11 protein-coding genes and 1 pseudogene are annotated in these 12,554 nt (G+C 44.5%); 2 read left to right on the top strand and 10 right to left on the bottom strand.

Going from position 1 to position 12,554, the window contains the following annotated elements; all coding sequences use genetic code 11:
* Together NYG90_RS10340 and NYG90_RS10330 are read right to left on the bottom strand one after the other, a co-directional pair.
* Window positions 1-473: pseudogene (locus tag NYG90_RS10340) on the bottom strand (glycosyltransferase family 10 domain-containing protein); the annotation flags it as partial.
* An 18-nt stretch (window positions 474-491) separates the two neighbouring features.
* The gene (locus NYG90_RS10330) at window positions 492-2,027 is read right to left on the bottom strand and encodes a Na+/H+ antiporter NhaC family protein (protein ID WP_285265034.1); all 1,536 of its coding nucleotides are present in this window, start codon (window positions 2,025-2,027) and stop codon (window positions 492-494) included.
* Window positions 2,028-2,200: 173 nt separating this feature from the next.
* Here NYG90_RS10330 and NYG90_RS10325 point away from each other — a divergent pair, with 173 nt between their 5' ends.
* Window positions 2,201-2,902: a hypothetical protein gene (locus NYG90_RS10325; protein WP_285257751.1), complete on the top strand. Its 702-nt coding sequence runs from the start codon at window positions 2,201-2,203 to the stop codon at window positions 2,900-2,902.
* A gap of 7 nt (window positions 2,903-2,909) precedes the next feature.
* Window positions 2,910-4,832 carry an excinuclease ABC subunit UvrC gene (locus NYG90_RS10320; RefSeq protein WP_285257752.1) on the top strand — a complete coding sequence of 641 codons (1,923 nt, stop codon included), beginning with the start codon at window positions 2,910-2,912 and terminating at the stop codon, window positions 4,830-4,832.
* Here NYG90_RS10320 and NYG90_RS10315 read toward each other — a convergent pair.
* The 8 genes from NYG90_RS10315 to NYG90_RS10280 all read right to left on the bottom strand — a co-directional run bounded on the left by NYG90_RS10315 (window position 4,822) and on the right by NYG90_RS10280 (window position 12,262).
* Complete coding sequence (locus tag NYG90_RS10315; RefSeq protein WP_285257753.1) at window positions 4,822-4,989, bottom strand: hypothetical protein; 168 nt, start codon at window positions 4,987-4,989, stop codon at window positions 4,822-4,824. The genes NYG90_RS10320 and NYG90_RS10315 overlap by 11 nt on opposite strands.
* A gap of 113 nt (window positions 4,990-5,102) precedes the next feature.
* On the bottom strand, window positions 5,103-8,552 hold the full coding sequence (locus NYG90_RS10310; RefSeq protein WP_285265032.1) for a type ISP restriction/modification enzyme: 3,450 nt from the start codon (window positions 8,550-8,552) through the stop codon (window positions 5,103-5,105).
* The gene (locus tag NYG90_RS10305; protein ID WP_115011896.1) at window positions 8,552-9,298 is read right to left on the bottom strand and encodes an arginyltransferase; all 747 of its coding nucleotides are present in this window, start codon (window positions 9,296-9,298) and stop codon (window positions 8,552-8,554) included. The genes NYG90_RS10310 and NYG90_RS10305 overlap by 1 nt, the downstream gene beginning before the upstream one ends.
* A gap of 8 nt (window positions 9,299-9,306) precedes the next feature.
* Window positions 9,307-9,822 carry a coiled-coil domain-containing protein gene (locus tag NYG90_RS10300; RefSeq protein WP_115011897.1) on the bottom strand — a complete coding sequence of 172 codons (516 nt, stop codon included), beginning with the start codon at window positions 9,820-9,822 and terminating at the stop codon, window positions 9,307-9,309.
* Window positions 9,819-10,427: a hypothetical protein gene (locus NYG90_RS10295; protein WP_285257755.1), complete on the bottom strand. Its 609-nt coding sequence runs from the start codon at window positions 10,425-10,427 to the stop codon at window positions 9,819-9,821. The genes NYG90_RS10300 and NYG90_RS10295 overlap by 4 nt, the downstream gene beginning before the upstream one ends.
* Window positions 10,424-11,314: a menaquinone biosynthesis prenyltransferase MqnP gene (gene mqnP, locus NYG90_RS10290; RefSeq protein ID WP_285257756.1), complete on the bottom strand. Its 891-nt coding sequence runs from the start codon at window positions 11,312-11,314 to the stop codon at window positions 10,424-10,426. The genes NYG90_RS10295 and mqnP overlap by 4 nt, the downstream gene beginning before the upstream one ends.
* 16 nt (window positions 11,315-11,330) lie before the next feature.
* On the bottom strand, window positions 11,331-11,873 hold the full coding sequence (locus NYG90_RS10285) for a DUF502 domain-containing protein (RefSeq protein WP_115011900.1): 543 nt from the start codon (window positions 11,871-11,873) through the stop codon (window positions 11,331-11,333).
* A 212-nt stretch (window positions 11,874-12,085) separates the two neighbouring features.
* On the bottom strand, window positions 12,086-12,262 hold the full coding sequence (locus tag NYG90_RS10280; protein WP_285265031.1) for a hypothetical protein: 177 nt from the start codon (window positions 12,260-12,262) through the stop codon (window positions 12,086-12,088).
* Window positions 12,263-12,554: the final 292 nt, after the last annotated feature.

Below are 12,554 nucleotides of genomic sequence, written 5' to 3'. Positions count from 1 at the left end.
AATTCTCAAAGCAAAGGGAGAATCTACACTGCTTTTGGAAGGCAAATTTATCTTGCACGCGCTGCCCTATGTTGTTTAGATACCTCCCGCCAGAATCCACTTTTTTATACGCATTAAGCGCGTAGAATACTTGCTCTCTATAAGGATCGGCATTGCCATTGCTCACTACAAAATTGCAAAATCGCTCCTTGCTTGCTAGAAGTGTCTCATCAACGCCCTTGTGCTTGTTGCTTGCTCTTTGTGTGTCTTGCTCATAGAAAAGGTAAAGCGGATAGCGCAAATAGCGATCTAAGAAGTGCAAATGATCAAAGCCTATGGCATAGTCGCAGATATTGAAATGCAGAGTAGAACACATACTCTGGTGCTATCTCATCAAACACAAGCTTAAAATGCTCTTCCAAAATAGGGCAGACCTTATCTCTTATCCCATCATCACAGCAATCCACAAATGCTACGCGCTTTTCTGGCTTCATCGCCTCTCCTTTCTTGCCCTACCGCCCTATACTGCCGCCCTGCTCTATGGGCTTAGTATAGCGATTTTTCAGCATATAAATCACGCCCACAACGCCGCATATCCCACACACCCAGCCAAGCACCACAAGCCCTGTGGCACTCGCCACGCCAAAGCTTATCAACGCCCACAACGCCGCAAAGCTCACATAGGGTAGCTGCGTTACAAAGTGGCTTTGTGCATTGCACCCTGCCCCAGTCGCGGACAAAATTGTCGTATCAGAAATAGGCGAAGCGTGATCGCCATAGACTGCCCCAGCTAGCACAGCCGATAGGCTTAGCACATAGTCTGCCCCACACAGCTGCGCCATAGTCGCAGCAATGGGCAGCATAATGGCAAAGGTCCCCCAGCTAGTCCCCGTGGCAAAGGCGATGAAGCCAGCAATCACAAAAACTAGCACCGGCAAAATCGCGCCCGCGTATTGCGCTAAATGCGCCTGTGCCAAATGCGCTAGATACTGCCCTGTCTGCATATCTTCATTGATAATGGGTCCAATCGCCCACGCACAGATCAAAATCAAAATAGCCGGCATCATAGAGCCAATGCCATAGCGGATAATAGGCACGATAGAATCTGTCTCCAAATGCCTTATGCACAGAGCTACACTAATGCACAAAGCAAAAAGCCCACCCCAGAAAAGCGCGAAGCCTGTTTGGGTGTTTTGCAGCATTACGATAGGGCTTAGGCTCCCGCTCTCTGCATATCCGCTATAAAACAGCATTGCCGCTACACTCACTATAAGCAGCACGATAGGCGCGATGAGCAGCCACATACTTGAGATAGAGTGCTTATGTGTGGATTCTACTTCTTTAAGCCCCACATTCACGCGCGTGCGCATAGCCCCAAAATATATCTGCCAATAAATGCTTAAAAACACCACCAGCAATGCCAACCACGCATAATAATTGTGCCAAATACTTGCAAGCAGTGTGAAAAATGCCCCAGATTCTAGGGCTAAATGCTTAGACTCTAAAATCCCTATGATATACGCCCCCCAGCTAGAGAGCGGCATAAGGATACAAATAGGCGCAGAAGTAGAGTCGATAATATAGGCTAGTCGCTCTCGTGTAGAGCCATTGGCATCATTAAGCGATTTGGAGATCTGTCCCACGCTTAGGGCATTGAAATAATCATCGATAAATATCACAATCCCAGCGATAAACGCCACAAACTCCGATCCTTTGGGGCTTTTGACCCTCTGCCTTGCCCACGCGACAAACGCCCCTACCCCACCGGAATACGCGATAAGCTGACTCAAAATCCCAAGGATTATAAGAAACCCAAACACATAGAGAGCATTTCGCGCTAGCGTGATACTCCCGCCCTCATCGACACTATAAAACACCCCAGAAATATGCCCCCACACATAGCCTAAGCTTGCCGCTATACTATCACTCATCATCACAGCAGCAATCACTATCCCACAAAACAAGCTCAAAGTAACCCGCCTTGTGATAAACACCAGCGCGATCACTGATAAAGGCACAATAAGACTTAAAGCAGAATCCGCATACATCATAAATCCTTGTATAAAACCGCAATCCTAGCATAATCAACTTTAAGCCACCCCTACCCTACCCCACTAGAATCCACTTTTGTAAAACTAGATTCTAGATAATAATTTGTATTTCTGTCTTTGTGCCTTGTGCTATAATCGCACCCTATCTAGCTACTTATCAAGGAGTGTTTATGCAAATTATCCACCTAGACAATTCTCCCGAGCTGCAATCGGCTAAAAATGCGATGTTTCGCTCGCTTGTTACGCTGCTTATTTGCTATTTTCTTAGTGTCGTGCCTCTTGTTGGGATTATCGCTTCGGTGGTAATGCTAGGGGCTATGGTATGGTATCTTGTGGGGGTGTATAAATTCTCAAAGCTTAGCAACTCTTCTGTATTTCAAAGTCATATATTTATGATTTTGCTTACTCTTGGGCTTGGGCTTATGCTAGCGGTGATGATCATAATCGCCGCACAACGCGAAACAGGAAATTTTGGATTTTTCATAGGTGCTGTTGGCTTGGTGTATCTCATCGATATACCGCTAATGCTTTGGCTATTTTGGAGGATCTGCACAGAGTTTAGCGCACGCACGAATCTTAAGCAATTTATCCTAGCCTTTAAATTCTATGTCGGCTCATTTGCGCTTGTTGTCATTGCGTTTGCTGTGGTGTTTATGGCGATTGACTTGAGTGCTTTTACAGAAGCATTAGCGCAAGACAAATACCCCAACATAGAAGCCCTTATGATAGCTCCTTCTCTTTTCTCTGTATCGCTACTCATTTTTGCCCTAGCATTTGTCGCTACGATATTAAGCTTTGTCTTTTATCTCCTAGGCATTGCTAAAATCACAGAAGTAAGCGTGCGGGAGCCATCATTAAGCCCTGCAAGCTAGCCCTGCTATGCTAGAATCCACTTTTGCACACACACTAAGCCACCTGCCTGAAAAGCCCGGTGTCTATCAATACTATGATTCTAGCGGCAAGATTTTATACATAGGCAAGGCAAAAAACCTAAAAAACCGCATAAGAAGCTACTTCGCCCTAACGCCAACCAAGCAGCAAAACACCCCGATCCCAAGCCCCAACTGCAGCCCACGCATAGCACTTATGGTGCGGCAAATCGCGCGGATCGAGACGATTGTCGTAGAGAGCGAGAGCGATGCGCTTATCCTAGAAAACTCCTTCATCAAGCAGCTAAAGCCCAAATACAATGTGCTACTGCGCGATGATAAGACCTACCCCTACATCGCCTTTGATATGGGGCTAGACTTCCCTGTGCCAATCATCACGCGCCAAGTCAAAGGGAGCAAGACTACGCGCTACTTTGGTCCCTACCCCAATGGCTGTAGAGAGATCTTGCACTCCTTGCTAGAGCTTTTTCACCTAGTGCAGCGCGCGCCAAGCTGTGTAGCCAAAAAGCGTGCGTGCCTCTTCTACCAAATCAACCGCTGCAAAGCTCCTTGCGAGGGCAAAATCACCCAAGAAGCCTATGCCCAAATCGTAGAATCCGCCCAAAAAGCCCTAGAATCCCCAAGGAAGCTAATCACCCTGCTTGAAGCCAAAATGCTCTCCCTTTCACAAAATCTCCAATTTGAAGAAGCCGCCACCTACCGCGATAGGCTCACAAAGCTCTCCTATCTCCGCACCCTTTGCGTGCTTGATCTTGCTAGAGATGTGAGCTTTGATATTGTGTATTTCTCTAGCTCCTTAGAATCTAGCGAAAAAGTGGATTCTAGGGCAAATCCTCGTGCGATTACAAAAGTGGATTCTAAGGTGGATTCTAGCGCAGACTCCATAGAGCGCACAAAAGAAAGCGACCATTCCCAAGGGCTGCTGCTATGGCTCTTTGTGCGTGGCGGTAAGCTCGTATCTTTCTCCCACGAGATCGTGCGCCTTAGCAGAGACTATGACCCAAGCGAGATCTACACCCAAGCCCTGCTGAATCGCTACGCAAGCAAGCTCCCCCTACTCCCAGAGTCCATAGCCCTGCCAGAGTGCTTTAGCGATGAGCAAAAGCACGCCTTGCAAGAAGCGATCGCACGCATACAGGGCAGAAAGATCCCATTCCGCTCGCTTAGCCGCGGGCAATACGCGAAATTCCTCCCCATAGCCCAAGAAAACGCCGCCTTGCTTCTAGCCCAGCATACTGACACGCACGCCAGTGAGCTAGCACTACTGCGTGAGCTGCAAAGCCTGCTTGATTTAGAGCAGCTGCCTAGTAGGATTGAGGTCTTTGACACAAGCCACCATAGCGGGAGAGACTGCGTGGGCGGAATGATCGTCTATGACAATGGCGCATTGAGCAAGGAAAACTACCGCCGATACAAGCTTGACTCTAGCGATGAGTATGGGCAAATGCGCGAGATGCTCACCCGCCGCGCCCTACGCTTTGACACCGAGCCGCCGCCAGATCTGTGGCTACTTGATGGCGGCAAAGCACAAATCACCCTAGCTAAAGAGATCTTAGAATCTAGTGGGATCTATGTCGATGTGATCGCCATCGCCAAAGAAAAGCGCGATGCCAAAGCCCACCGCGCCAAAGGCAAAGCAAAAGATACGATCTACACTAGCACCAAGCATATAAGGCTTGATCCTAGCGACAAGCGGCTGCAATTCTTACAAAAGCTACGCGATAGCGTGCATAAATACGCCATAGGCTATCACCGCCATAGCAAGAAGCTCTCACTCACGCAAAACAACGCCCTAAAATCTAAAGGACTAAGCCAAGCGCAAATTGCCCGCGCCCTAGCCCTTAGCGGCAGCTATGAGTCATTAAGAGACAAAAGCAAGCAAGAGATTTTGGAGCTAATCTCTAAGGCTTGATAGCCGCCGATTTATACTCCCACCCCCTAGAATCCACTTTTACTAGCGGCGTTTTGCTGTCATTACGAGACATTGCGTGAGCTGCGGCGTGGCAAAGCGCAGCTTCTTTAGTAATCCATAATTTTGCGCTAGCAAAATAACTTTTACTAGAATCCACTTTTTATTGTGTCTTTTATGGATCGCCACGCAACCACTATCGCGCTTGCTCGCAATGACAGAAATGCACTGCTGCTAGCTATCCCAAAAGGCTATCGCAAAAGTGGGAGATAGCTAGGCAATCTCTATGGCTGTGATTTTGGATTCTAGCTCTAGGCTTTTGTGTAGCGTTTGGATAATCTTTTGAAAATGTATGAAGTCTATCTCTTCACCTTTGTGGGATTTAAGGTATTTTTCACACACGGCATAGCCGCCGATTTTATACTCCCACACCCTAGAATCCACTTTGTCAAAATACAAGCTTTTGTTGATAAAAAGCTGTTTAGATTCTGCGTTGTAGTTAGGCTTTTCTATGACTCTACTCTCATCTTTGCCGATTTTTTGCAGTCGCCCTATGTGAGAGTCTAGCGCATTATCTTGCAGTAAATGCAGAGATATAAGGCGGCTGCCAAGCTCGCTAAACTCTAAAAACTTCTCTTTAGATTCTACAAAGGGGATTTTAGGAAAGTCAATTTTCAAAAAGTCTAAATACTTTTCTCTATAATCCTTATGAAATAGCACCGCATAGATATAGCCTAGAATCTGCTCTGGGCTAAAATGCTCTTTATAGTGTTTGTCTATAAAATTTCTAAACTCTGGGCTTAGATTCTCGTTGCGGCTAGAATCCTGAGTGTATAAAGGAAAAATATTGCTCCCACTGCCTACTAAATGTAAATCAATCAAACCATTTGCGATAAAAATATTATCCAGCCCATTGACGCCACAATTTCTATAACACACCAAGCCTATATTGTCAAAATCGTGTAGAAAATGCCTAAAAACTTCATAGACAGGACGCGCCATAAAGCCACAATTTTTATCTGTATAATAAGTCCAGCGATGATCAAAAGGGCGATAATGACAGAGCTGTATAAACTCATCTAAATTATCCTTATTTTTTCTTATTTCATCAATCGCCCATTCTAATTTCCAGCCCCCAGAATCTTCCCCTATATTATGGATTTTATACAACTCATCTTTTGCTTTAGTGATAAAATCGTGTAGCATTGATTTTAAACTTTCTTTAGAATTGTGAAACACTATCTTATCTCTTTTAGAGCAAATCCCCACACCAGAAGCCTTAAAAATATCCTTGATACTCCATTCTTTATCGGTCTTTGCATTAAGGGGGATAAAGAGATAAAAGGGGCTGTGTGGCTTAAGGGTCTCCCAAGCGATAGAATCTATATTGTTACTTTTAAGAAAGTGATATTTATCCTTGCGTTTGCCATAGAGATCATAGTGGTAGATTGTCGCTAGATCGTCATTGTGATGGGCTTTAGTCTCGTGGCAGTCCATAGCTTTGGCTTGTTTGTGGATTGCTTCGGCTCTGCCTCGCAATGACTTGGTTTTTACAAAAATATTGATAGAAACGCCTTGCATAATGTCAAAGACATTGTCATCTTTATCGCCGCTTGGTGTGGTCTCTTTCTTACGAGCGTTGCCGTGTAGGTCTAGGATATAGATTTTATCAAATGTCTTTAGCAAGTGGTAACGCATACCGCGAAATGTAGGGTTATCTAAAAAGGCATTATTAGAGATAAAGGCAAAGATTCCGCCCCCTTGCTTCTCAATCTTGCTTTCAGCAAAGCGGATAAATTTGACATAGTCATCGAGTAGCCATTTTGGGTTTTTTTCATTGTGGATATTGTGCTTTACGATCAGCTCTTGTAGGGTTTTAAGATTGCCATTTTCTACAATGCCTGTGATGTTATATGTCTCTAGCAGCTGCTCAAATTTATGGGGATTATCTTTAAGCTTACGATATTTTAGGATTTCTGCAAAGGTTGAGAGCACACAAGCATTGTCTTTACGCCATTCTTTAAGGGCTTGGCTGTCGCTTTGTTGGGTGCTATCTTGTGGCATTTTCGCCTTTGCTTTAAAATACGCTTCAATCTTATCGCGCTGGGTTGCACTAAGCTCTGCCAAGCTTGGCTCTAGCCCATAGGCAATACGCACTTCATCTTCATATAAGCCTTTATTCGCACTAGCTCCGCTATAAGGGGGATTGCCCGTGATGATTAAAATATCTTTGCCTTTAATCTCTTGGGCTTTTTCAAACTCCTTTGTAAGCTCTGCAAAAAAGGGTAGTGGCTTTTGTGTAGCATTATTGAAATACAGCGTATTTGTTAGCATAATATTTAGACTTTCATATTCCTTTGTTTCATCATTATATTGTAGCTCTATGCCAAATTCTTCTTTTAGCACTTGAGAGATTTTTAAATGCGCTATGGTGTAGGGGGCGGTTAAAAACTCAAAGCCATAAAATCGCTTCAAAAGTGGCTTAAGCATAAAGCTAGGCGTGGATTTATCGCTAGATTCTAGGGCTTTTCTAAAGGCTTCTAGCAGAAATGTCCCTGTGCCTGTGGCAAAGTCTAGCAGGGTAATATCGCTATCGGTGATAGCGGATTGTAGCCCTTGCTTGCTAAAGTCTTTTTGTAAGGTTAAGTCAATAGAATCTATGATGAATCTAACCACCGGAGCTGGGGTGTAATACACGCCCCGCACTTCTCTTAAGCTCTCATCATATTCTTTGAGAAAGTCTTCATATAAATGTAAATAAGGGTCTTTATAAATGTATTCCCCTAGCAAGTCTTTTTGCGAGAGCTTGTTGAGATCGTGGATAATGGCAGTGATGTTTATGTGATTGATAATAGCGATGATTTCTTCTATAAGCCATTTGATAGAATCTAGCTTTTTTAATTTGTTTAGGTATTCACTCATCGCTTGGATAAGTGAGAAAGACTTAGGGATAAAATTATAAGCATTGTCTAAAGTGATTGTTTCATTTGTATTGTTGTTTAGCCTTGCGAGAAATAGGCTATAAGTAAGCGTTTGTGCAAAACTATCGGCAAAGGCGATAAACTCTAATTCTTTATAGAGCGATTCTTTAAAGGCGTTAAAAAGCCCTTGTATGTGTGCGTTGCTCTGCTTTTCTATCATTTCATCTTTTAGGATTCTAGTCCGCTGTGCCAAGGCATTTGCAAACTCTTTTGCCGTGATTATGGGGCTTGGGCTTTGGGAAAAAAAGAGTGTGAAAAGCTCGGTCAGCTCTTTTGCTTTAGTCTCTAGGTTAAAAAGCTTGGGATTTTTGGCTAAGGCTTTTAGCTGTGAAAGCTCACAGATCCTGCATTCTCGCACAATCTCTGCATTGCCCTTGTCATTTTTACGCACAAGGCAGAATCGCAAGTAGTCTGTAAGCATTAGATTATCGCTTAGTCGCAGGTATTTTTCAATCTGTGGGCTTTGAGATATGGAATCCAAATCTGCATTTACGCGCTTGTTTTCAATATAGCCAAGTGTTAGAGAATCTTTTGTGATTAAAAAGTCTGGTGCGCCCCTGCCTTCTTTGTCGTTGTTTGGCTCGTGCTTGATATGGATAGATTGCAAGGCTTTATTTTGCAGAGTCAAACACTCTTTTAAGGCATTTAGCAAATTTTCTAATGGGGTGCGATAGGTATGCTCTTTGTCGCTGTCTTTTATGTCTTGTATGGCTTGTAAATAAGTTTTTAGAATCTCTTGCATTATATCTCCTTTGTGTTTGCTTGATAAAGCTCCCAAATGGGTAGCTCAAAGATCTCTGGGGCATTTTTCAGCACTTCAAAGGGCGTGAAACGCTCCTTGTAGCCCACGCTATGATGATCTTTGATCCAATAGCCCGGATAAAAATATGCGAGATTTTTATCTTGAGCTATGAGAAGCTGGGTAAGGATATTAAATGTCCCTAGGCTAAGTTTAGAAAACTTATGGTCATAGAAAAAATATGTCGCAGAAATCGCATTTTCTAGCAGGTCAAAATACCCCACCCCCACAAGCTTGCCAGCGATTTTGTAGCTAATCTCATAGCCAAAGTCGCAAAAGCCATCAACAAAGCTCTCGCAATAGCTCTCCGCGCACATTTCCTTATAGCTCCAGCCCTTTTTGCCCTCCATAATTTGATGATATTGATTGTAGAGCTGGAGTTTTTCATCGCTTAGGCTTGGGCGTGCTATGGTGATGGTGGTTTGGGTATTTTTGGCGATTATGCGGCGGTGGGATTTGCTAAGGACAAAGCCCCCTACTCTCTGGCGGATCGATAAGCACTCACTGCAGTCTGCACACATCGGCGTGAAGAAATACTCCCCAAAGCGGCGGTATCCACGCTCAATCAAAGCTTGGCAAAAAGCCTTCGAGCAGTTTTGGATAAAAAAGTAGCGAAAATGTGAATACCTATCATCATAATAGCCGCAAGGATTGCAGGGCTTGGAGTAAAACTCGATAAGCTGAAGCAATGAAAAGCCTATTTGATATTAGCTAGCTTCAAGGTAAATTCCACCTCACCGCGCCCTATGCGCAATTCTTTGGCGATAGAATCCACACTAAAGCCATTTTGAAACATATCAATGATCTTTTTCTCATCAATATCCCCCCCACTTGAGCTAAAGCTCCCATACTCACGGATACGATTTTCAAGACTCATAATCTTTTCATCATAATGATTGCGCAATAGATCAATGTCTTTATCTAGCTCGATGAGCTTTTTATTAAGCGCGATGAGCTTGTCGTTTGTGGCGTTGAATTTAGACTCGCCATTTTCTGTGGTGAGAAACTCTTGACTTGCTTGGGCGGATTCTAGCTTTTGCTGGGTTTTTTGCACTTTATACACTTCTTTGACAATGGTTTCTATCGCAGTCTCAAAGCGCGAGATACGCTTAGAAGTGTCCTTGTCCTTAATGATCATATAGGCAAGCACACACACTAGCACAAATCCAATCCCCCCCACACATACCAAAAACAACTCATAATCAATCATCATTTGCCATCCTTTTGCTGAAATTGCGCCACCTGCCGCTGCCGCAGCTGCTCCATCTCTTTGGCGGCGATGAAGCTATCAAGGGCTTGCGTATTATGTGAATGTATGCGCACAATGTGCAAGAGACTATCTGTAAGTGCGCACGCAAACACCCCAATCACACGCTGGGAGAGCGTAGGCAGACTAAAGCGCACATAGTAGAATCCACTTTTGTCAAACTCCCCATCTCTTACGCATAGCACGCCGTGCCCTAGCCCAAGCATAATGCCACTAGAATCCAGCGGGATCAAGCGTTGCTGCTCTTGCAGGATATGGCTTTCAATCCTGCTAAGTCGCTGCTGCATATCTATAAGCAGCTCTAGCACTAAGGCTATGGAGGTGTTTTTCTCCTTCGCTCCAAAGTGCATAGCTTGGGCGATTAGGTCATTTTTACTCGCGCCAAGAGTGTCGTATTCTTGCAGATAGCTTATATCATCGCTACTTTCTAAGGCATTTGAGCAAGAGTGGATTCTAGTCCATTCTATGGGGATATGGCAGGATATGATGCGCGTTTGTATGCCACACTCTTGTGCGGCTTGGATAAAGCTTTGTAGCAATTCTTCTCTCATAGTCCGCCCAGCCGCCCAGCCCCATCGCCTATGATACACGCCAGCAGCACAAAGCCTAGATAGCCATTTGCTACAAAAAAGGCTTTAGGGATATTGGCGAAATTTTTATGCACGAGATACTGCTCATAGATAAGCATACACGCACTTAGCCCCACGCCAATCCACGCCAAAGCCCCAAGATCTGCCATATACGCAAAGCCACACCACAGCCCCACCGCACAGCAGTGAAAGCCACGAGAAAGCCACAGCGATCGCTTCACACCAAAGCGTGCAGGGATAGAAAACAGCCCCTCTTGCTTATCGACTTGTATATCTTGTAAGGAATACAACACATCAAAGCCCGCCACCCAAAACGCCACGCCACAAGCTAGCAGCACGCTCCACAAAGGCACAGCCCCAGCCACTGCGATCACCCCAGCGATAGGCGCAAGCCCGAGTGAAATCCCAAGCACCAAATGCGCCAAAGAGCTAAAGCGTTTCATAAGACTATACCCACCCAAAATAGCCAGAAACGGCACACTAAGCACAAAAGCAAGAGAGTTGATCATAGCACTTACTAAGATAAAGACCAGCGCATTTAGCACACAAAAGATCGCAATGCTACGAGCAGAGATTCTGCCATCGACACTTGGGCGATTCTTGGTGCGAGCATTACGCGCATCAATATCCCTATCACACAGGCGATTAAACCCCATAGCAAAATTTCTAGCACTAATGAGTGCTAATGCACATAGAGCAAATGTCTCCCAGCCCACCCATAGGCTTAGATTGACTTCCACGCTCGCCACACACATCGCTATCAAAATAAAACTCGCGCTAAAGATCGTGTGTTCAAAGGCAACTAGCTCGCTAAAATGCTTGAATGATGTTTGGATTTTATGCCACATTACCACTGCTTCCTTGCTACTTGATCCCCAGTGATACGACTTTTTTCAATCCATCTGCTACGCTAATATCTGTGCGCTCGATCTTGTCCTTTTCTACGCGAAACAAGAATCCAGAAGTTGGATTAGGCGTAGTAGGCACAAACACCCACAAATGCTCTTCCTCTTCTTTGGTGATAAAGCCTATCACCTTATGCTCCCCCAAGCGCAAATACCCTACCCCAAGATACTCTGCAGAGCCAGAGCCAGAAAACATCTTAAACACATCTTTGATGACATGATAGACTGAGGCGACTCCGGGGATTTTATCGATCACAAATTCGGAGAGTTTAAGCAAAATGAAGTCTTTATTTTTCTCCAGCAAATATCCAGCATAAGCTAGGATCAAAAGCAAAATCAGCACGATCGCAAGCGTGGCTATGGAGTTGTTTGCAGTGGTATTAAAAATCACACCAATAATGCGCGCCAAAATCCCATAGGCAAAAGTGAGTATCCACAAAAGTATAATGACAGGAGCTAGTGCCAAAAGCCCCTTGCCAATAAGTCTAAAAAGTGTGGGCATATATGCTCCTTGCAAAATTACGCCAAGCTGTGGCGTGCTAGCTTCTCAGTGTTATGTGGCTTTGTATGTGGCTAATCTTAGCATTATTATCCAAAGCTTGCAATACGCCTCCCCACACACCACAAATCTAGAATCCACTTTTTGCGTATAACGCCCTTCTCTTGTCATATTGAGCCTTTAGGCGAAATATCTCTGTCATTACGAGCCTTGTGCTACGCTGCCCCCTCTGTCATCGCGAGCCGATGTATCGGCGTGGCGATCCATAATTTTGCGCTAGCAAAATAACCTTTACTAGAATCCACTTTTTGAAAAGTGGATTCTAGTAATAAACGCCAAAAATGTAAAAAGTGGATTCTAGGAGTAAGTAAGAATTCTAAAAAAGCTAGCAAAGGATTCTAGGATTTGCGATGAAAAAGCAGGGTTGCGCTGCCTTTTGCGCGGAGATAAGGCTGGTTGCCTATCGCACAAGCAAAAGGCAAACTCCCTGCTTTATCGCGCAAAGCCGAATCCACCAGCCCACTACTTTAGGCATTAAAAGAAATAATGCCAGCGCATAGAGGCATTATGCGTAATGCCTAGCAATCCCCCTACTGCCACATACCCAGCAGAGAAGTTTCCTGCTTTGTCTGTGTGGTAATTTATCACAAAGGTGCCTTGGTAGAAAAATGGAGCTAAATGCAC

The organism is Helicobacter zhangjianzhongii, from assembly GCF_030249855.1.
Lineage (GTDB): Bacteria > Campylobacterota > Campylobacteria > Campylobacterales > Helicobacteraceae > Helicobacter_B > Helicobacter_B zhangjianzhongii.
The sequence above is the reverse complement of the archived record's forward strand: the minus strand, read 5'-3'. Positions and strand labels throughout refer to the sequence as shown.

Coding starts and splice junctions, on each gene's coding strand:
- NYG90_RS10300 (WP_115011897.1), bottom strand. CDS start 9,822: ATGATGATTGATTATGAGTTGTTTTTGGTATGTGTGGGGGGGATTGGA.
- NYG90_RS10310 (WP_285265032.1), bottom strand. CDS start 8,552: ATGCAAGAGATTCTAAAAACTTATTTACAAGCCATACAAGACATAAAA.
- NYG90_RS10320 (WP_285257752.1), top strand. CDS start 2,910: ATGCTAGAATCCACTTTTGCACACACACTAAGCCACCTGCCTGAAAAG.
- mqnP (WP_285257756.1), bottom strand. CDS start 11,314: ATGTGGCATAAAATCCAAACATCATTCAAGCATTTTAGCGAGCTAGTT.
- NYG90_RS10295 (WP_285257755.1), bottom strand. CDS start 10,427: ATGAGAGAAGAATTGCTACAAAGCTTTATCCAAGCCGCACAAGAGTGT.
- NYG90_RS10325 (WP_285257751.1), top strand. CDS start 2,201: ATGCAAATTATCCACCTAGACAATTCTCCCGAGCTGCAATCGGCTAAA.
- NYG90_RS10330 (WP_285265034.1), bottom strand. CDS start 2,027: ATGTATGCGGATTCTGCTTTAAGTCTTATTGTGCCTTTATCAGTGATC.
- NYG90_RS10285 (WP_115011900.1), bottom strand. CDS start 11,873: ATGCCCACACTTTTTAGACTTATTGGCAAGGGGCTTTTGGCACTAGCT.